The organism is Paenibacillus sp. A14 (assembly GCF_036864815.1).
GTDB lineage: Bacteria > Bacillota > Bacilli > Paenibacillales > Paenibacillaceae > Fontibacillus > Fontibacillus sanfengchensis.
In genome coordinates this window covers 361,149-379,676 of sequence record NZ_JBAGJD010000001.1, presented here as the reverse complement: position 1 = coordinate 379,676, position 18,528 = coordinate 361,149, and the positions used below count along the sequence as shown (strand labels likewise).

The following is an 18,528-nucleotide window of genomic DNA, read 5'->3' as shown; positions in this document are numbered from 1 at the left end:
TTTACTTCCGGATTTGACCGTTCCCGTGAATGATATATTTGCTTGAAGTGAGCGCGGGTAATCCCATCGGCCCTCGGGCGTGCAGCTTTTGCGTGCTGATTCCGATCTCAGCGCCGAAGCCGAACTCAAAGCCGTCCGTAAAGCGGGTGGAAGCGTTATGGTATACGGCGGCCGCGTCAACTTCCCGCTGGAAGCGGGCGGCGCTCGCGCCGTTTTCCGTCACGATGCATTCGGAGTGCTTCGTGCCGAAACGGGATATATGGGCTAATGCTTCATCCAGATCGTCCACGATCTTCACGTTCAAAATATAATCGTTGTACTCGGTCGCATAGTCTTCTTCGGTTGCCGGTTTGGCCCAGGCGACGAGTTTGCGGGCCGATTCGCAGCCCCGCAGTTCCACGCCCGCTTCCCGGAATTTATCCGCCAGATCCGCCAAGTGGCGATTGGCATAGGAGCGGTGTGCCAGCAGCGTTTCCATCGAGTTGCAAACGGAGGGACGCTGTACCTTGGCGTTCAAAGTGATGGCTTCGGCCATGGCCGGATCGGCCGACTCATCCAGGAACGTGTGGCAGATTCCGGCCCCGGTCTCAATGACCGGAACGGTGGCGTTCTGCACGACGGTCTGAATCAGGGAACTGCCGCCCCGCGGGATAACGACATCCAGCAGCCCGTTTAACTTCAGCATCTCATCGACGGAGGAGCGGTTCGGATCCTCGATCAGCTGGACGGCGTCCTTCGGGACGGAGGTTTCCTCGAGCGTCCGGTGGATGATTTCGACGATTTTCCGGTTGGAGGAGAGGGCGGAGGAGCCTCCGCGCAGCACGACGGCATTGCCGGTTTTCAGGCAAAGGCCGACCGCGTCCACCGTGACGTTGGGACGGGCTTCGTAAATGATGCCGATAACGCCGAGCGGCACGCGCTGCTGGACGATGTGCAGGCCGTTCGGGCGGTCGATCGTCGCGAGCACATCGCCCACGGGATCGGGAAGCTCCGCGATTTGCCGCAGCCCTTCGGCGATGCCGGCAATCCGGCTTTCGTTCAGGGCAAGGCGGTCCAGCAGCGATTCGGATGTGCCGTTTTTCCGGCCGCGTTCCAGGTCTTCGCCATTCGCGGCGATAATTTCGGCGGCCCGCTCCTCCAGCGCCTTGGCCGCGGCGAGCAAGGCCTCATTTTTGGCTTCCGTGCTCAGACCGCCCAGGATGGCGGTCGTTTTGCCGGCTAACGCCGCTTTTTCTCTTACTTCACTCATGGTTTAACCTCCTTCATGGATATCGAGTATTTAAGATTTTAAGGAAATCCATTCGTCCCGATGAATGACCTCCAGACGGTGGACTTCGTTTAAACGTTTCATCACTTCCGTGCTGGGCAAGCCAAGAACGTCCCGGAGCTGGCCGGCGTCGTAGTTGACGATGCCCCTCCCCAGCACTTCCCCCTGATCGTTCAGCACTTCCACCACGTCGCCGGCTTGAAAATGGCCCTCAGCCCCGCGCACGCCGACGGGAAGCAAGCTGCGCCCGCCATGGATGAGCGCCTCCTCGGCCCCCGCGTCGACGGTCAAAGCGCCGATCGGGGTGGATATAAAGCCAAGCCATTGTTTTTTTCGCGGCAGGGCGGAGCTGTGCGTCTCAAAATAAGTTCCCCGGCCGCGGCCTTCCAGCGTTTGCCGAAGATCCCCGGGGCGGCCGGCTTTGCCGACGAAGACGGGGATGCCGCCGCGCGAGGCGATTTTGGCCGCGTCGATCTTGGAGCGCATGCCGCCCGTCCCTACGCTGGAGCCCGCCCCGCCGGCGATGGCGTACAGCTCCTTGTTGATTTCCGCGACCCGGTCGATCCGGACGGCCGCGGGGTCGATGCGCGGGTCGGCGGTGTATAATCCGTCGGTATCGGTCAGGATAATGAGCTGATCGGCTTTGATCAGATTGGCGACCAGCGCGGACAATGTATCGTTATCCCCGAATTTCAATTCATCGACCGAGACGGTGTCATTTTCATTGATAATCGGGAGGATACCCCGGCTCAGCAGCTCTTCCAACGCCATGCTGGCGTTGCCCATCCGGCTCCGGTTTTGGAAATCGGAGCGGGTGAGGAGGATTTGCGCCGCGGAAATTCCGTGCTCGGCCAGTTCCTCGCGGTAGGTTTGCATAAGCAGCGCCTGCCCGACGGCGGCGGCGGCTTGTTTTTCATGAAGCAGTTTGGGCCGCTCCGGATACCCGATTTCCCGGAAGCCAGCGGCTACGGCGCCGGAGGATACGAGCAGAACCCGGGTATCCGCCGACCGCAAAGCGGCGAGCTCGAAGGCGAAATAGCGGATCGCTTCCCGGTTTAACCCGCCCTCCGGGGAGGTTAGCGAGCTGCTTCCGATTTTTACGACAATGCGGCGTTGCATGGAGACCACTCCTTATGAAATAAATCATAGCTTAGACTACAGGTAAAACAAAAAAACTCCCGCCTTTGCTTGCAAAGGACGAAAGTTTCACTTCCGCGGTACCACCTTTATTGATGATTCATCATCCGACTTGGGTTGCCCGGTAACAGGGGCGCTGTCCGGTTTGTGGCCGGCCGTTCGGGGATAGGGTTCAAAGCGGGCGGGCCGCAAATTCTCACAGCCGAAGGAATCTGCTCTCTGGGGGCCGCACCGGTCTCTTACTGGTCCCGTCATTACGTTTAATATCAAAATATGGTGCTTATTTGTTTGAATTACTGATAGGATACCACGCGAATCCGGCCTTTGCAAAAGAAAATGACCGCACCGGCTCAAAAGAGGCCGAGCTTGCCGATCCGATGGACGGCTTCCGAAAGCCGCGCTTCTTCGGTGAGCAATCCGAGCCGTACATATCCTTCGCCATACTTGCCAAAACCAATGCCGGGCGCCACCGCGACTTTGGCCCGCTCCAACAGCAGCTTGGCGAAATCGGCCGAATCCAGGCCCTTCGGCACCGGAAGCCAGGTGAAGAAGGAGCCGGACGGTTTGCGGGCTTCCCAGCCGATCTCGGCCAGAGCTGTAAACAAGGCGTTTCTTCTGGACTCGTAGACGGACACCAAATCGGCCACACATTGCTGCGAGTCGGTCAAGGCGACTTTGGCCGCTTCCTGGATAGCGCCGAACAGGCTGACATAAATGTGATCTTGGAGCAGGTTGATTAAGGAGACGATCTCCTTATTGCCAAGGGCGAATCCGACGCGCCAGCCGGCCATATTATAGGTTTTGGACAAGGTGTAGTACTCAACGCCGACTTCTTTGGCGCCTTCCGCTTGCAGGAAGCTTACGGGACGCTGCCCGTCAAAACCGATGGCGCCGTAAGCGAAGTCGCTGGCGACAACGATGCCGTGGGCGGCGGCGAATTTCACGGTGTCCTCATAAAAGGACAGCGGAGCCGTGGCGGCCGTCGGATTGTTCGGATAATTCAGGAACATCAGCTTGGCCCGCTCTTTATCCCGCGCCGGGATGGCGTTGTAGTCGGGAAGAAAAGCGTTCTCCTCTCTGAGGGGCATGAACGACATTTCCGCGCCGGCCAGCGCGGTGCCCGACCAATAGTCCGGATAGCCCGGATCGGGCACCAGGCACAGGTCGCCCGGATTCAGTAAAATTTGGCTGATCTGAACGAGCCCGGTTTTGCCGCCGAACAGGATGGCGACCTCGGTTTCCGGGTCCAGGTTAACGCCGTAATCTTCGCGGTATCGCTGGGCCGCGGCTTCTTTCAGAAAATGAAAGCCTCGAAAGGGGGAGTATTTGTGATACTGGGGGTTGGCGACGGCGGCCTGCGCGGCGCGGACGATATGCTCCGGGGTAGGGCGATCCGGGTTGCCCTGTCCGAGATTAATGACGTCATGTCCCGCGGCGATCTCCCGGTTTACGCTGGTGACCAGCGAGGCGAAGAACTGCTTGGGCAGTTTATTCATGATGTCGGCCGGCCGGATCGAAAAAGAAGCGGCCCCCGGGTTAGGTTGATTTGATTTCATGGCTCACACTCTCCGGTCTATGAGAAACGCGATTTTTTGACTCAGCGTCACTTCAAAAATAATATGTTTTAATTTAACACGATTTAACCTAGCTGCATAGATGGAATTTCAGGTGTGAAAGCCTTGCGCGTCTCTTTCCGCCAGATTATGATGGGAGTCAAGTATAGTCGGCCGCCCGCAGGTTGCCGCCCGATAAGAAAGGAAGGTTAGATAACCATGAGCAACAATACAAAGGCATGGAACGTGGCATTGATTCAATGTGATATCGTCCTTGGACAGCCCGCGCTAAACCGTGAAAGAATGGAAGCGAGGATGAAACAGGCGGCAACCGCTCCGGATAAGCCGGATGTGATCGTCCTGCCGGAAATGTGGAACACCGGCTACGACCTGAACCGTATCGGGAGTCTCGCCGACTGCGAAGGGAAAGAGTCCAGAGACTGGCTTTCTTCCTTTGCCCGCAGGTATGGCGTTCACGTTGTCGCAGGTTCGATCGCGGAAAAAAGAGGAGACCGGGTGTATAACACCATGGTTGTTTTCGATCGGGACGGAAACGAGGTCGCCGCGTATTCCAAAATCCATCTGTTTCGGTTGATGGAGGAGGAGAAGCATCTCACTCCGGGCGATCGCGCCGTCACGTTTACGCTGGACGGCATCCGCTCCGGAGCTTCGATTTGTTACGATATCCGGTTTCCGGAGCTTGCGCGCACGTTGTCCTTAAACGGAACCGAAGTGCTGTTCGTCCCGGCGGAGTGGCCGCATCCCCGTCTCCATCATTGGCGTACGCTGCTCATGGCCAGGGCGATCGAAAACCAGATGTACGTCATCGCTTGCAACCGGACGGGAAGCGGCGGCCGCGACGTATTCTTCGGGCACTCCCTGATCATCGACCCTTGGGGAGAAATCGTGGCCGAGGGCGGGGAAGAGGAAGAGATCGTTACCGGACGGGTTGACCTGGGTCTCCCCGCCGAGGTTCGCGGGCGGATTCCGGTCTTCAGCGACCGCCGCCCAAAGCTTTACGAGCTATAGCGTTCCGCCAGCGTGGTTTTGAAGGTATCTATGAAGGCTTCGGCGGCCTTGGACAGGTACCTTCCTTTGCGGTAGGCGATAACCAGCGTGCGGCTCGGCGAGGAGGCTAGCGGAACGTAGACCGGAATCAGTTCGCTCCGTTTGGCCCGGGCGATAAATCTGGGCACCAGGGTGATTCCCATTCCGGCCGCGACTAAAGACTGTACGGTCTCGATATTGTTGCTCTCAAATACGACGTTCGGTTCAAAGCCGGCGCTCTTGCACAAGTCAATGGTGATCTTGCGGAAACCCTGGCCTTTTTTGAGGACGATAAACGGCTCTTCCTTAAGCTCCGCGAGCGAAATGCCGCCCGCTTGGTGTTCGAGTGCGGCCAGCCGGTGATCGGGCGGGACGGCCAGATCGATCATCTCTTCGCCGATCGCCTCATACGTCAGCGTCGGCTCCTGCAGCGGAAGCGAAAGCAGGCTAAGGTCGGTTCCGCCGCCGGCGGTCAGTTTTTCCAGATTCAGCGACGTGTCCTCCAGAAGGTTTACCTGGATATCCGGGTAGGCCGCCTTAAAGGCCGGGAGCACATATGGGAGCAAATGCGAGCCGGTAATAGGCATGCTTCCGATGACGACGCGCCCCGCCCGCAGTTGGGAGATGTCGTCCATCTCCTGGCGAAGCTGCTCCACGGCGTCCATGATTTTGCGGGCGTGCTCAATAAAACTCGCTCCCGCGTGCGTAAGCTCAACGGTGCTTGTGTTCCGTTGAAACAGCTTGACGCCCAGCTCTTGTTCCAGCTTGGACAGCTGCTGGCTTAAGGAAGGCTGGGCAATATGCAGTTTGTCCGCCGCTCTGGAGAAGTTACGTTCCTCGGCAATTTGCAGCGTATATTGTAGTTGTCGAAGCTCCATCGTATCACCTCTGTGCATGTTTTCTTATAAGCCAAACCTATTAATATTATATGCTATTATAGGTTTGGAATGTTGCAGTTTTCAATGTATAATAATAGAAAAAGTTGTAGTGGAGGTTTGGCTTTTGAAAAAAGTTTGGAAAGAAATTCAGGGATGGGGAATTTCCATCATCATCGGATTTGTACTTAGTATGATTATCGGCATATTCGTGATTCAACCCTACAGAGTGGACGGCCATTCAATGGAACCGACACTGAATGATAACCAGCGGATTTACGCATGGAAGTTCGTACATTCTTTCGACAAGCTGCCGAAGTACGGCGATATCGTCATTATCGACAGCCGGGTAGACCGTGAGAGGTCGTTCCTGGATGACGTAAAGGAACATCCGTTGATCCGTTTGCTTTCGGGCGCCGAAGAACAGGAGATTTTTTATGTGAAACGGGTGATCGGTCTGCCGGGCGATACGATTGAAATCAAGGATGGACAAGTGTACCGTAACGGGGAGGGTCTTCATGAACCTTACATCAAGGAAGCGATGAACGGCGGAACGAACCAGTCCTGGGAAATTCCGGAGGGCCATGTGTTTGTGATGGGCGATAATCGCAACAACAGCAATGACAGCAGAAGTATCGGCCCCGTACCTCAGGACCACGTGATGGGGATTGACTCTTTCTGATTAATTTTCGCATCTGGCTAAAGGAGAGAAGAGAATGACGGATGTCTGGGAAACCTGTCCCCAATGCAAATCTGACCAGGTTGTTACGCGGGGCAAGCTTTTTTATTTTTACCTCTGGTTTGCGGCCGGCGGCTGCCTGATGTGGCTTGGACTACTGTTTTACTGGCCTCTGGTGGTTGCGGGCTTTGTTCCGATTGTGATTTCCTTGTTCAGCTTTATGAAGGGGAAAGTTAACCGATGCACGGCCTGCGGTCATAAATGGAAGCCTTAGAGCTGCCCTCGCCTTATCCGACAGATCAAGCGATTGATCTGTTTTTTTATTGCTTCGGTTTAAGTTCGTGCTTCAAAAAAAAGCACCCGCTTGGCGGATGCGAAAGTATATTTTAACTGCGTCTTCGAAAAAAATGATAATGGATTAGCCGCTATAGGTTATCGTCTATACCAACCCGTTATTTGCCTCATAAGATGTGGTGTAATAAAAATTAAGTCCTGGGAGGGAAAATAATGAGCGGTTACGATGGGAAAAACTTCATTTTTACATCTACGGCTACAATCTTGGTTCTCTACATTTTGCTTGTTATTGTACTGAGAACATTCTAAAGCGAAGAAAATCAGAAAAATATTGGGTGCGTCCTAAGTATACAACAGAGTAATTACGAGCAACTCGTAAAGAACAAGCGTCAGGATGAGTTCATCCGAGTTGTAGAAAGGGCCCCCAAAGAACGCCCGTTGCCCGCCGTAGTTAGGTACGGCCAAATGTAGCAAGCCTTTGTTGCAGTTTACGATTCGACCGACAAACGTTTGACCGTCCAAGGTTACAATACGTACGGTACGATTGGCGTAGTGGCTGCAAATGTGATGCATTTTGTTTCTGATCGCTGTCAAATTCTGCGCAAGATCCTGGTCCGCCTGATACAGGACGATCTGCTGTTGACCTCCAAGCTGAAGACTCATGGAACGGATTCCTCCTTAATTGAGATGTTGTTATACTATGCGAATTAGGAACTCCTGGTTCATATTCAAGTGACCTGGACAGTGAGGCCTCTCACTGTCTTTTTTGCTTTGTCTATAGGTAATTCCTATGGACATTATAGATATTATATCTTGGAACAATCAGTTGCGAGATGCTATATTGTATTCAACAGACGAGAGAGGCGGCTCGCGCTGAGCTGCTTTTTAAGTCGCATGTTCGAATTTACGCTATGGGGTGAATTTCAATGACCAGCAAAAAGACAATGTATGAGAAGATTTGGGACAATCACGTAATCTACCAGGAAGAGGGCAAACCTAGCATTCTGTACATTGACCTGCATCTCGTGCACGAGGTAACCTCCCCGCAGGCCTTTGAAGGCCTGCGTCTCAGCGGGCGCAAAGTTCGCCGTCCGGATCTGACTTTCGCGACGATGGATCATAACGTGCCGACGAAGGACCGTTATAACATTTCGGATCCGATTTCCAAACAGCAAATCGACACACTGTCCAAAAACTGCCGCGATTTCGGCGTGACACTGTACGACTTGGATACGATCGATCAAGGTGTCGTTCACGTCATGGGGCCGGAGCTCGGCCTGACGCATCCGGGCAAGACGATTGTGTGCGGCGACAGCCATACCTCCACTCACGGCGCGTTTGGCGCGCTCGCCTTCGGGATCGGAACGAGCGAAGTGGAGCATGTGCTGGCCACGCAATGTTTGCAGCAAGCGAAAGCGAAGACGCTGGAAGTTCGTTTTGTCGGCAAAAGAAAACAGGGCGTCACCGCGAAGGATATGATCCTCGGCGTTATCGCCAAGTACGGGACGGACTTTGCCACAGGCTACGTCATCGAATATACGGGCGAAGCGATCCGCGAGCTGTCCATGGAAGAGCGCATGACCGTCTGCAACATGTCGATTGAAGCCGGGGCCAGAGCCGGGCTGATCGCGCCGGACGAGACGACGTTCAACTACCTGCGCGGACGGGAGCATGTGCCTCAAGGCGCCGACTACGACCGTGCCGTACAAGAGTGGAAGCAACTGACGACCGATGAAGGCGCGACGTTCGACCGCGTCGTCGAGTTCGATGTCGATTCCCTTATTCCTCAGGTGACTTGGGGAACGAGTCCGGGGATGGGCACCAGCATTACGGACCGCGTGCCGAATCCTGTGGATTTCGCCAGTGACAACGAGCGCAAGGCGGCGGAAAAAGCTTTGGAATATATGGGTCTCACACCGGGAACTCCAATGACCGATATCGCAATCGACTATGTGTTTATCGGTTCCTGCACGAACGGACGGATCGAGGACCTGCGTGCGGCGGCCCAAATCGCCAAAGGCTACAAAGTCTCCGAGAAAGTGACGGCCATCGTCGTCCCCGGATCGGGCCGCGTCAAGATTCAGGCCGAGAAGGAAGGGCTTGACAAAGTGTTTATCGAAGCCGGTTTTGAATGGCGGGATGCCGGATGCAGTATGTGCCTGGCGATGAACCCGGACGTGCTCCAGCCGGGACAGCGCTGCGCATCGACGTCGAACCGCAACTTCGAAGGCCGTCAAGGCCGTGGCGGCAGAACCCATCTCGTATCGCCGGCCATGGCGGCAGCGGCAGCGATTAAAGGCCGTTTCGTCGACGTGCGCGAGTGGAACGTAAAGAGCGAAGAAGCTGTGGGCTAATCAAGCGGAAGAGAGGGGAAACAACCATGGAAGCTTTCAAAAAAATCACGGGTATCGTCGGCCCGGTCGACCGGGTTAACGTCGATACCGATGCAATTATACCGAAACAATTTCTTAAACGGATCGAACGTACCGGGTTTGGCCAGTTTCTATTCTATGAGTGGCGCTTCGATACGGAAGGCAACGTAAACCCGGAATTCGAACTCAACAAGCCGCGCTATCAAGGGGCTTCGGTCCTGATTTCCCGCGTCAACTTCGGCTGCGGCTCCTCGCGGGAGCATGCGCCTTGGGCGATTCTGGATTACGGCTTTCGCTGCGTGATCGCGCCGTCATTTGCCGATATTTTCTATAATAACTGCTTTAAGAACGGCATACTGCCGATCAAGCTGTCCGAGGAGCAGGTTGAGGAATTGTTCCAGCGGACGGCCACGTATGAGGGTTATCAATTGACGGTGGATCTGGAAGAAAAGAAGGTTACCGACAACTATGGCCTGAACATCGATTTTGATCTTGACGAGCATCGCCGGCAATTCCTGCTCCAAGGTTTGGACGATATCGGACTTACGCTGCAGCATGAGGATCTGATCGCCGCTTACGAGAAAAAGAGATTCGCTTAATCGCACCGCTACAAGGCCGCCGCAGGATTCGATAGAATCCCCGGCGGTTTTTGTCTTTCCATGAAAATATAAGTCTATTAGCGGAGCTGATTTTCTGGTATTATGGAAGCAATTAGAAATCCAGGGAAGACAACGGGATGCCTGAAACGTATGCGGCGAAGGTAGAGAGAGGGTTCCGATCTTCGGACGATATGCGTGCATCCGGCAAATAAGGAGAATGAAAGGGATTTTACAATGAAAAAAATCGGGTTTCTCTTGGTCTTTGCGTTTTTCCTGCTGATGCTCCCCTCAGTGAGCATGGCCGCCCAGGGGGGGACGCATATCTACCTGGACGGGGCCGAACTTGAGCAGCCTGCCGATGCCCAGGCCGGGAGCGTGAAAGGCAGCGTCATGGTTCCGCTTCGCGTCATTATTGAAAACCTCGGATATGAGGTGGATTGGGACAAAAAAACCGGCCTTGTGGCCATCCGGCAGGGGAAGCGAAGCTTGCAGTTAACGGTCGGAAGCACCAAAGCCGTCGTGGACGGGAAGGCGATCGAATTATCCGCCGCTCCGGTGGTTCAAGGCGGTTCGACCATGGTCCCTCTTCGCTTTGTGGGAGAGCAGACCGGGCTGAAGGTCAGTTGGAACAACGATAGCAAGTCCGCCTATCTCTATAGTCCGGACGGGGGAGAATCCGTGGGGATTGTTCCCGGACGCACCAGTTCCTCTCCCGAAGAAGAAGCGGCCGGAGACGGAACGTTGACCCCTGTAACCGGAGGCGGCGAACAAACCGATAAATCGACATACATACCGGAATCCCCTCCCGCAAAAGAAGGAGCGACGGTTGATCTTAACGGTATCGGCTTCGGCGAGAATCGGCTGATGATCGCGGTCTCCGACGCGGTGCAGCCGAAGGTGTTCACCATGAGCGGACCCGACAGGCTGGTTGTGGACATTCCGAACGTTGTTTTCTCCGAAGGCTTCAAACAACAGCACCCGCTGAGCGATTCGCTGCAGGGTGAACTGCCCGTAACGGACTACCCGGATGTGTCCAAGATCCGTTACTCCATGTTCGACAACAGCACCTCAACCATACGGATCGTCGTCGACCTGAATAAAGAGGTGCAATATCAGGTTAATAATGAGGGAGACGGATTGCTCGTTGTGGATCTGGCCGCCTCGTCCACCGTTCCCGTCGTTCCGCCGGTGTACAGCGGCAAACCGCTCGTGGTTATTGATCCGGGGCATGGAGGCAAGCAGCCTGGAGCAACCAGTATTACGAATAAGAACGAGAAGGACTTCACGCTTGCTTTGGCTTTAAAAGTGGAGGCTCTGCTGCAGCAGGAATCCGGACTGGATGTCTTAATGACGCGGACCACCGACGTCACCCTGTCCCTGGAAGACCGGGCGAAATTGGCGAACGACAACCAGGCTGCGGTATTTGTATCCATCCATGGCAACAGCTTCGACGGGAAGTCGAGCCCAACGGGAAGCGAAACCTATTATTCCCGGGATGAGAGCCTTCCGCTTGCCAACGTGATGCATAAACATCTGGTTGAAGGAACGGGGCTGCCGGACCGTAAAGTCCGCAAGAAGAGTCTGCATGTGACCCGGGAGACGAAAATGCCCGCGGTTCTGCTGGAAGTGGGTTATCTGAGGCATACAACCGACGAGGCTCTGATGTATTCGGAGGATTTCCAGCAACGTGTGGCCGAGAGCATCGTGGCCGGAATCAAGGAGTATCTGGGACAGTAATGGTAAAATGATATTGGTTTCAGTTATTGAATAGGGGGTCGTACCATGAAAAAAATAGGATTGTCAGCCATGCTGCTGCTGGTGCTGGTTGTGTCGGCCTGCGGGCAAAAGCCCGAGACCGAGCCGAATGCGGCGGAATCGCCGCAAACGGGCGTCACCGCCCCGGGGACGGTGAGTCCGGTAACGGGAAGCGGCGGTGCCCAGGAGGAACCGGGCGACCAGGGAACAGGCAAGCAGCTAGAGGAAACGCCTAAAGCGCTGACTCAGAAGATCAAGGTTTATTATACCGACGATGAGTTGATGGAACTAAAAACGGTCGAGAAAGAAATCGGGTATACGGAGGAGTCCCAAAAGTACAACGAGGCGTTCAAAGCGCTGCAGACCCCGGATGACGGGATGATTTCGCTATGGGATAAAATCACTTTAAACTCGGTCCGGTTTTCGAAAGGCAAGATTACGCTGGATGTTACCATTCCGGACGAAGCACGCCTCGGAGCCGGCGGCGAATCGTTGGCGATCGACGCGCTAAAGCAAACCTTCTTCCAATTTGACGAGGTGAAGGAACTGGAGTTGACCATCGACGGGGAACAGCAGGAATCCATGATGGGACATGTTGAGCTGGAGCACCCGTTCAAGAAGTAATCGGACTATAGACAGTCGTGCCCTGGAGAGAGCTCCGGGGCTCTCTTTTTTTGGTAAGAAAAATAGCATAATTACGCAACTTTTGAGGATTATGGGCGTCTAATATGTCGTCTGGTGGTAGCCGGGATTTTCGCTTTAAACCTGGCGGTCAGAAGGCAAAATTTTAGGATGGTAGGGGTGACGGATGAAAAAAATTGGTTTTTCGGTGTTTATGTTTTTGGCAATGATCTTATTTGTATTTCCGCAAGCGGGACAAGCCGCCGGAGGAAGCACCGGCATTTATCTGGACGGTAAAGAGCTGGAGCTGACCAAGAACGGGCAAGTCCAAAATGTGAATGGAAATGTGATGATACCCATTCGTGTCGTCGTGGAGGAGCTGGGTTTTGACGTCAACTGGGATAAAAAGACGCGCACGGTAACCATACAGCAGTCCGGTACAGAATTGAAATTGGTCGTGGATCAGAGCACGGCCACAGTGAACGGTTCGAAGGTCAAATTGTCCGCGGCCCCTAAATTAGTAAGCGATACTACCCTGGTCCCATTGCGTTTCGTCGGGGAACAAATGGGACTCAAGGTCAGTTGGGACAACGCTAAAAAGGCGGCCTATCTCATTACTCCGAATTCCGGAAGTGGAAATGGAGCCGGTTCCGGTGAAAATACGAGCGGTAACGAAGGCGGGCAGACGGGGGAAGTCCCCGTTCCGAATACCGAGTTGGCGAATGTCGGCGGGATCAGCTTCAGCGAAAACAGACTGATGGTTGCCGTGGACAAAAATGTCCAGCCGACGATTTTTAAAATGAGTGATCCGGATCGCATCGTCATCGATTTGCCGAATACCCGGTTTGCGGATACATTTTCGACCGGGCAAATGCTGGATGCCACCCAGAACGGCTATATTGACGTTACGGAGTATCCGGACGTTTCCAAGGTCAGGTATGCGTTGTTCAACGACGATCCATCGACCATCCGCATTGTTTTGGATATGAACCAGGACAAGAACTATGAATTGATTAACAACAATGACGGATTGATCATTGTGGATTTGAATGTGGATGATTCAACGGGGAATCTGCCCGGCGATGACGGGAAGAAGCTGGTCGTTATCGATGCGGGGCATGGGGGCAAGGACCCGGGGGCGATCGGCGTGACCAAGAAGAAGGAGAAGGATTTCAACCTCGCCGTTGCTTTGAAGGTAGAAGAGCTGCTGAAGCAGGAAACCGAGATTGACTTTGTTTTGACCCGCAGCAGCGACACCTATCCGACACTCCAAGATCGCGTCAAAATCGCGAATGACCTTAACGCCGATCTGTTTATATCCATCCATGCCAATTCGGGCAGCGCTAAGGCCAGCGGGGTGGAGACCTATTATACCCGCTCCGAAAGCCTGGCTTTGGCCAATGTGATGCATAAGTATCTCGTCGAGTCATCCGGACTTAGCGACCGCGGTGTGCGCGCCAAGAGTCTGCACGTCACGCGCGAAACGAAAATGCCGGCTGTTCTGCTGGAATGCGGATATCTCAGCAATAATAATGACAATGCCGTTCTGTTTACGGAAGAATTCCAGGATAGGGTCGCTGCCGGTATCGTGGACGGAATCAAGGAATACGTCGGCTTACACTAATACTACCCGGTAATGAAGGAGGCAACGGCGATGAACACAAAACGATGGACACAACTAGGAATGATCGTTCTCCTGCTTGCATGGAGCACCGGGTGCGGGCAAAAGCCGCAAGCGGCACCCGACGAAAAACCTGGGACGGAGACCCGGCAAGCGGCTTTGAACGAAGCTCCGCAGGATGCTTCCGAAAGCCCGGAGCAGCCGGTGGAACCTCCAAAGGTGAATTCCTCCGGACAAGCGCAGGCCGATTCTGCAGAAAAACAGCGAATCGAGGCCTACTATACGGATGATCAAATGCTCGAATTGAAAACGGTAACCGCCGAAATCACTTATAAAAAGGAACAGGATAAATACTTGGCCGCTCTTCAAACTTTGAAGTCCAGCGGCCAATCCGATATGTTTGCGTTGTGGGAGAAGGCGGAATTCCGTTCGGCGAATTTAAAAGATGGCGTTCTGACCGTCGATATCCATTTACCCGATGAAGCCCGGTTGGGGGCTGGCGGAGAAGCGCTTGCATTGGAGGCGTTGAAACGCACGGTTTTCCAGTTTAAGGAGATTGAGGCTGTCGACCTGCTGGTGGATGGCGATCCGGTTGAAACTTTAATGGGGCACGAGGAACTCGAACATCCGATTCCAAGAAATTAGTCGCTTTTTAAAGGAACCGGAGGGTAGATTGTCGAACTTGGATATGCAGAACTATTTTAAAGGGGAGAATGCAATGTCATCTTATAAACGTACTTTTAGACGCAGCACGAAGAAGGCAGTATCCGCCATGCTTGTAACGGCGATGTGCCTTGGCGGTGCGGGCGCCGTATTTGCGGAGGAAACACCGGCGACCAAAACTTCGCAGTCGACAGCCGCCTCTTTGATTTTCAGTGATGTGACCAATGGATTCTGGGCTGAGAAGCATATAAATAAGCTGGCCGCGCAAGGGATCATCCTCGGGGATGCAGGGAAATTCCGGCCAAGCGACAGCGTAACGCAGCAGGAAGCGATCACGATGGCCATCCGCTTTATGAACCTGGAGTCCAAACTGGGCGCGGGCAGCGGGGCGCCGGCCGAGCTTAAGGTTAGCGGCTATTTCAAGCCTTATCTGGAATTGGCCGTTGAGAAGAAGCTGATTGATAAAGCGGAAGAAGTGAAAGCGACCGGCGCTAAGGAATCCTGGGGCGAGAAGAAAGCTTCGCGCGAGTGGATTGCCAAGTTGATCGTTCGCGCTCTGGGACGTGACGCCGAGGCGAAGGCAGCGGCAGGAGCCTCCACGGGCTTTACGGATCAATCCAGCATTTCCGCCGAGGCCCGCGGGTATGTGAATGTCGCCGTTCAGCTCGATCTGACCAAAGGGATCGCGGGCAACAAGTTCGACCCGCAAGGCAAAGTGACGCGGGCGCAATTGGCGACGTTTTTCAGCCGGGGCGGCGAATATGTCACGCCGGGTTATGAGAATGTATACGAAGGTATCGTGACCGAACTGACGGACAATAAGCTGACCTTGTATGCGGACGGGAAATTGAAGAGCTTTAAGCTGGATAACCGTTCCATCTATTTTACCAAGGATTCCGAAACCAAAGTCACCAAGAGTGAGATTAAGCCGTACACAAAGGTGCTGGCAGTGGATAAGGCGGGGGCCGCGGCATACATAGAGGTGCGCGATCCGAAGCAACAGTTGGAGCAAACCGAAGGAACCTTGCTGCGTGCTTTGACGGACAGAAAAAAGCTTTTGATGCTGGTTAACAACGATTCCATGGACATTACTTATGACAATACAACGACCTTTTTGGATCAAAACGGCAATAAAATCAATCCGGAGAACCTGACGAATGACAGTACGGTCGTGGTGCAGCGCGAGACATTTACGTCCGAGAAAAAGCCGGTCATCGTCCAGGTGAAGTCGGCGATCCTCAGCAAATCCGGCAACGGTACGATCGATTCGGTCAGCTTGAAGGAGAAGACGATCAAAATTAAGGACAGTTCCGGGAACGTGGAAACCTTTAAATATGACGCTGACTCCGTGATGGTCTATCAAAATCAGCTGTTGAAGGATGCCGACGAGATTCAAACCGGCGCTTCGGTCAAATACACGGTCGAAAACAGTGTGCTGACCCGGCTCGAAATTACGCAAGGAATAGAGCGGACGGTCAAAGGAACGCTGTTAAGCGTGGAAGGCAATAAACTGCTCAGCTACACAAATTCCTCCGGCGTCGCGGAAATCAAGTCGCTTGCGGACAAGCCGACGATCATTATCAGCGGTATTGCCGAGCCGACGCTAAATGATCTCATTGCCGATGTGGACGGTGGGGACAAGGTCGAACTTACCATCAATGCCGACGATCGAATCACAAAGATCGCGGTAACCGGACGCGAATCGGATCAGCTTACGGGCGTTACCATTATCAATTACGATTCGAAGCTCAAAACGTTAACCGTAATGGATTCGGCCGAGAAGCCTTACGTGTTCGTAATCGATGCGAAAACCAAATACGATTACAACTCCAAGGAGCCGTCCCTGGCGGGATTGGAGTCCTTGCTGGAAAAAGGGCGGAAGATAAATATCCACCATATCGGCTCCAGAGCGATTTCCGTTCAGGTTATGTATAAGTACGAGGGGACTTTTGTGTCCATCAATACGAACACCAAGAAAGTCACGATCCTGAAAGCGGACGGCAAGTCAATCGAAATTCCTTATCAAGGAGTGGAGCCAACGATCGAACTGTACGGAAAAACAAAACCGACGCTAGGGGATATCAAATCCGGGGATCCGGTGGCTGCCGTTCTTTCCGGAAACCAGGATGCGCTGCAAACGCTGGCGGTCAAAAAATCAGTTCAATTCGAAGTTCAGTCGGTCAATACGTCCAACAGCCGAATCCGGGTGGTGGCCGATGGCATCTCCGACGATTTATATGTCGATCAAGCCAAGCTTCTGGGGGAAAACGGATCAGCGATTCGCGTGGCGGATCTTCAGCCGGGACAAACCGTCAACGTGGAATTTACGGGCCGTACCGTCACCACCCTGCAAGTGATTAAGCTGACGCTCGGAAAGATTGCCAGCATTGACGGCTCGACATTGACGATCAAGTCGTTCACCGGGACTCAGGAATCGTACCCGTTGGCCAACGGAGTGAAGGTCATGCGGGGAACTTCGGTAAGCACGGGCGCTACAGGCTTGACGACCTCCGATCATGTCGAAGTCAGCAAAGGCACCGACGGTTCGCTGATGGTCAAGGTTCTGAAGTCGATGGAGCGGAAAATGTCGCGCTACGATGCGAACAGCAAGGAACTTATCGTGTTCAGAGAAGGGCTTGCCGACAGCAACTACCGCTTCTTCGTGACATCGGAGACATATATTCATCAAGGTGACACGACAATATCCGTGCAATCCCTCAAGGAAAATGATAAAATTGTTCTGTATTTCAATGGCGACAAGCTGATTGAAGTGGAAAAACAATAATCGTTTTCGTGAGAATAACCGTCTTGATACGGGATATTTCCCGGTCAAGGCGGTTTTTAAACGTCCTTGGACGATTTAATTCATTGACCCAGAGGTTGGAATCACCGGCGGTTCGTGATCAAAATTCAGATTTTTAGTTACCTTAAAGGGGGTGGGGAAATGAATGCTGCTGGGGTGCGCCATATCCTGGACACCATCGCCGCAATGTTCCCGGATGCGCATTGCGAGCTTAACCACAGCAACGCTTTTGAACTGACCATCGCCGTGCTGTTGTCGGCGCAGTGCACGGATGCTACGGTCAACAAAGTGACGGTCGACTTGTTCCAAAAATACAAGACGCCCGAAGATTACCTTGCCGTCCCGTTGGAAGAATTGGAGCAGGATATTCGCCGCATCGGGCTGTTCCGCAGCAAGGCCAAGCATATTCAGAATCTGTGCCGTATTTTGGTTGAACAATATAACGGTGAGGTTCCCGGCGAGCATGACAAGCTCGTGACCCTGCCGGGCGTCGGCAGAAAGACGGCGAATGTGGTCGTTTCCAATGCCTTCGGGGTGCCTGCCATCGCGGTGGATACCCATGTGGAGCGGGTAAGCAAAAGGCTGGGTTTGGCCAACTGGAACGACTCCGTACTGGAGGTCGAAAAGAAGCTGATGAAGAAGGTCCCCCGCGAGGAGTGGACGATTACGCACCATCGGCTGATATTTTTCGGGAGATATCATTGCAAAGCCCAGAACCCCAACTGTCCGGTTTGCCCGCTGTTGGATGTTTGCCGGGAGGGCAAAAAACGTATGAAAAAGTCACAATCCAGAAATAATAGAGAAGAGTGACAAAACAAGATTACGATAGTAGAGGATGAGATTCCATGAAGTGTATTTCCGTTTATACCGACAATTTTGAATTATTTTCCGATGTTTTTGAAAAAGTGATCGCGATCGATTTACAGGAAAACGATGAGCGTGAGCTTGAAGGCGTCACCGTCAGCGATTCGGGGGAAGTTCCGAAGCATTACCTGGAGCGCATGTCCGTTAAACCTGAAGTGGTGGTTATGCGTGACCGCGATAAGGGCATTACGATTTTGCAGCATGGCAAAGTGTTCGAAATCCTGATTCCTTCGGAAGCGGATAAAATGGAAAGCGAAGCTTCCGTATAAGTTAAAATAGAAAAACGATGGATGGGGACTTTTTCCCCGCCATCGTTTTTTGTTTTTTCCCGTCCTCCCAATCAAATAGATCAAATTTAAAGAAATGGCCTAAGAGGCT

The 18,528-nt window shown here is 53.5% G+C and carries 18 protein-coding genes; 13 read left to right on the top strand and 5 right to left on the bottom strand.

The features are described from left to right. Nucleotide 1: 1 nt before the first annotated feature. The 3 genes from V4U88_RS01815 to V4U88_RS01805 form a co-directional block, all read right to left on the bottom strand. The gene (locus tag V4U88_RS01815) at nucleotides 2–1,249 is read right to left on the bottom strand and encodes a glutamate-5-semialdehyde dehydrogenase (protein ID WP_334071518.1); all 1,248 of its coding nucleotides are present in this window, start codon (nucleotides 1,247–1,249) and stop codon (nucleotides 2–4) included. Between the two features lie 30 nt (nucleotides 1,250–1,279). Beyond that, nucleotides 1,280–2,386 carry a glutamate 5-kinase gene (gene proB / locus V4U88_RS01810; protein WP_334071517.1) on the bottom strand — a complete coding sequence of 369 codons (1,107 nt, stop codon included), beginning with the start codon at nucleotides 2,384–2,386 and terminating at the stop codon, nucleotides 1,280–1,282. 368 nt (nucleotides 2,387–2,754) lie between these two features. Further along, entirely contained in the window at nucleotides 2,755–3,960 is a 1,206-nt protein-coding gene (locus tag V4U88_RS01805) for a pyridoxal phosphate-dependent aminotransferase (RefSeq protein WP_334071516.1), read from the bottom strand. A gap of 216 nt (nucleotides 3,961–4,176) precedes the next feature. On the opposite strand from V4U88_RS01805, the gene V4U88_RS01800 reads away from it, so the two are divergent. After that, entirely contained in the window at nucleotides 4,177–4,986 is an 810-nt protein-coding gene (locus V4U88_RS01800; protein ID WP_334071515.1) for a carbon-nitrogen family hydrolase, read from the top strand. Here V4U88_RS01800 and V4U88_RS01795 read toward each other — a convergent pair. Then, nucleotides 4,974–5,882 carry a LysR family transcriptional regulator gene (locus tag V4U88_RS01795; RefSeq protein ID WP_334071514.1) on the bottom strand — a complete coding sequence of 303 codons (909 nt, stop codon included), beginning with the start codon at nucleotides 5,880–5,882 and terminating at the stop codon, nucleotides 4,974–4,976. The two genes, V4U88_RS01800 and V4U88_RS01795, sit on opposite strands and share 13 nt — an antisense overlap. Before the next feature lie 124 nt (nucleotides 5,883–6,006). Here V4U88_RS01795 and lepB point away from each other — a divergent pair, with 124 nt between their 5' ends. From lepB to V4U88_RS01780, 3 genes are all read left to right on the top strand, one after another. Then, nucleotides 6,007–6,561, top strand: a complete 555-nt coding sequence (gene lepB / locus V4U88_RS01790; RefSeq protein ID WP_334071513.1) for a signal peptidase I — start codon at nucleotides 6,007–6,009, stop codon at nucleotides 6,559–6,561. A 34-nt stretch (nucleotides 6,562–6,595) separates the two neighbouring features. Further along, complete coding sequence (locus V4U88_RS01785) at nucleotides 6,596–6,832, top strand: hypothetical protein (RefSeq protein ID WP_334071512.1); 237 nt, start codon at nucleotides 6,596–6,598, stop codon at nucleotides 6,830–6,832. Nucleotides 6,833–7,065: 233 nt separating this feature from the next. Continuing rightward, nucleotides 7,066–7,161: a YjcZ family sporulation protein gene (locus tag V4U88_RS01780; protein WP_334071511.1), complete on the top strand. Its 96-nt coding sequence runs from the start codon at nucleotides 7,066–7,068 to the stop codon at nucleotides 7,159–7,161. Nucleotides 7,162–7,194: 33 nt separating this feature from the next. Here V4U88_RS01780 and V4U88_RS01775 read toward each other — a convergent pair whose 3' ends face one another. Then, complete coding sequence (locus V4U88_RS01775) at nucleotides 7,195–7,515, bottom strand: hypothetical protein (RefSeq protein WP_334071510.1); 321 nt, start codon at nucleotides 7,513–7,515, stop codon at nucleotides 7,195–7,197. Between the two features lie 263 nt (nucleotides 7,516–7,778). Here V4U88_RS01775 and leuC point away from each other — a divergent pair, with 263 nt between their 5' ends. The 9 genes from leuC (at nucleotide 7,779) to V4U88_RS01730 (ending at nucleotide 18,419) form a co-directional block, all read left to right on the top strand. Continuing rightward, nucleotides 7,779–9,206 (top strand): 3-isopropylmalate dehydratase large subunit, encoded by a 1,428-nt coding sequence (gene leuC / locus V4U88_RS01770; protein ID WP_334071509.1) that lies wholly within the window; start codon nucleotides 7,779–7,781, stop codon nucleotides 9,204–9,206. A gap of 26 nt (nucleotides 9,207–9,232) precedes the next feature. Next, a complete protein-coding gene (gene leuD / locus V4U88_RS01765; protein ID WP_334071508.1) occupies nucleotides 9,233–9,823 on the top strand; it encodes a 3-isopropylmalate dehydratase small subunit in 591 nt (196 codons plus the stop codon). 234 nt (nucleotides 9,824–10,057) lie between these two features. Continuing rightward, nucleotides 10,058–11,560 (top strand): N-acetylmuramoyl-L-alanine amidase family protein, encoded by a 1,503-nt coding sequence (locus tag V4U88_RS01760; RefSeq protein WP_334071507.1) that lies wholly within the window; start codon nucleotides 10,058–10,060, stop codon nucleotides 11,558–11,560. A gap of 45 nt (nucleotides 11,561–11,605) precedes the next feature. Beyond that, nucleotides 11,606–12,202 carry a GerMN domain-containing protein gene (locus V4U88_RS01755; protein WP_334071506.1) on the top strand — a complete coding sequence of 199 codons (597 nt, stop codon included), beginning with the start codon at nucleotides 11,606–11,608 and terminating at the stop codon, nucleotides 12,200–12,202. Nucleotides 12,203–12,386: 184 nt separating this feature from the next. After that, a complete protein-coding gene (locus V4U88_RS01750; protein ID WP_334071505.1) occupies nucleotides 12,387–13,823 on the top strand; it encodes an N-acetylmuramoyl-L-alanine amidase family protein in 1,437 nt (478 codons plus the stop codon). Nucleotides 13,824–13,853: 30 nt separating this feature from the next. After that, nucleotides 13,854–14,465 carry a GerMN domain-containing protein gene (locus tag V4U88_RS01745; protein WP_334071504.1) on the top strand — a complete coding sequence of 204 codons (612 nt, stop codon included), beginning with the start codon at nucleotides 13,854–13,856 and terminating at the stop codon, nucleotides 14,463–14,465. 73 nt (nucleotides 14,466–14,538) lie between these two features. Beyond that, nucleotides 14,539–17,268 (top strand): S-layer homology domain-containing protein, encoded by a 2,730-nt coding sequence (locus V4U88_RS01740; protein ID WP_334071503.1) that lies wholly within the window; start codon nucleotides 14,539–14,541, stop codon nucleotides 17,266–17,268. A gap of 159 nt (nucleotides 17,269–17,427) precedes the next feature. Next, the gene (gene nth / locus V4U88_RS01735; RefSeq protein WP_334071502.1) at nucleotides 17,428–18,096 is read left to right on the top strand and encodes an endonuclease III; all 669 of its coding nucleotides are present in this window, start codon (nucleotides 17,428–17,430) and stop codon (nucleotides 18,094–18,096) included. Nucleotides 18,097–18,131: 35 nt separating this feature from the next. Further along, nucleotides 18,132–18,419: an NAD/NADP transhydrogenase alpha subunit gene (locus V4U88_RS01730; RefSeq protein ID WP_334071501.1), complete on the top strand. Its 288-nt coding sequence runs from the start codon at nucleotides 18,132–18,134 to the stop codon at nucleotides 18,417–18,419. Nucleotides 18,420–18,528 lie beyond the last annotated feature (109 nt).

Bases quoted from the DNA above. Each gene is read 5' to 3' on its own strand.
- V4U88_RS01815 (WP_334071518.1), bottom strand. From the start codon at position 1,249: ATGAGTGAAGTAAGAGAAAAAGCGGCGTTAGCCGGCAAAACGACCGCC.
- proB (WP_334071517.1), bottom strand. From the start codon at position 2,386: ATGCAACGCCGCATTGTCGTAAAAATCGGAAGCAGCTCGCTAACCTCC.
- V4U88_RS01805 (WP_334071516.1), bottom strand. From the start codon at position 3,960: ATGAAATCAAATCAACCTAACCCGGGGGCCGCTTCTTTTTCGATCCGG.
- V4U88_RS01800 (WP_334071515.1), top strand. From the start codon at position 4,177: ATGAGCAACAATACAAAGGCATGGAACGTGGCATTGATTCAATGTGAT.
- V4U88_RS01795 (WP_334071514.1), bottom strand. From the start codon at position 5,882: ATGGAGCTTCGACAACTACAATATACGCTGCAAATTGCCGAGGAACGT.
- V4U88_RS01785 (WP_334071512.1), top strand. From the start codon at position 6,596: ATGACGGATGTCTGGGAAACCTGTCCCCAATGCAAATCTGACCAGGTT.
- V4U88_RS01780 (WP_334071511.1), top strand. From the start codon at position 7,066: ATGAGCGGTTACGATGGGAAAAACTTCATTTTTACATCTACGGCTACA.
- V4U88_RS01775 (WP_334071510.1), bottom strand. From the start codon at position 7,515: ATGAGTCTTCAGCTTGGAGGTCAACAGCAGATCGTCCTGTATCAGGCG.
- leuC (WP_334071509.1), top strand. From the start codon at position 7,779: ATGACCAGCAAAAAGACAATGTATGAGAAGATTTGGGACAATCACGTA.
- leuD (WP_334071508.1), top strand. From the start codon at position 9,233: ATGGAAGCTTTCAAAAAAATCACGGGTATCGTCGGCCCGGTCGACCGG.
- V4U88_RS01760 (WP_334071507.1), top strand. From the start codon at position 10,058: ATGAAAAAAATCGGGTTTCTCTTGGTCTTTGCGTTTTTCCTGCTGATG.
- V4U88_RS01755 (WP_334071506.1), top strand. From the start codon at position 11,606: ATGAAAAAAATAGGATTGTCAGCCATGCTGCTGCTGGTGCTGGTTGTG.
- V4U88_RS01750 (WP_334071505.1), top strand. From the start codon at position 12,387: ATGAAAAAAATTGGTTTTTCGGTGTTTATGTTTTTGGCAATGATCTTA.
- V4U88_RS01745 (WP_334071504.1), top strand. From the start codon at position 13,854: ATGAACACAAAACGATGGACACAACTAGGAATGATCGTTCTCCTGCTT.
- V4U88_RS01740 (WP_334071503.1), top strand. From the start codon at position 14,539: ATGTCATCTTATAAACGTACTTTTAGACGCAGCACGAAGAAGGCAGTA.
- nth (WP_334071502.1), top strand. From the start codon at position 17,428: ATGAATGCTGCTGGGGTGCGCCATATCCTGGACACCATCGCCGCAATG.
- V4U88_RS01730 (WP_334071501.1), top strand. From the start codon at position 18,132: ATGAAGTGTATTTCCGTTTATACCGACAATTTTGAATTATTTTCCGAT.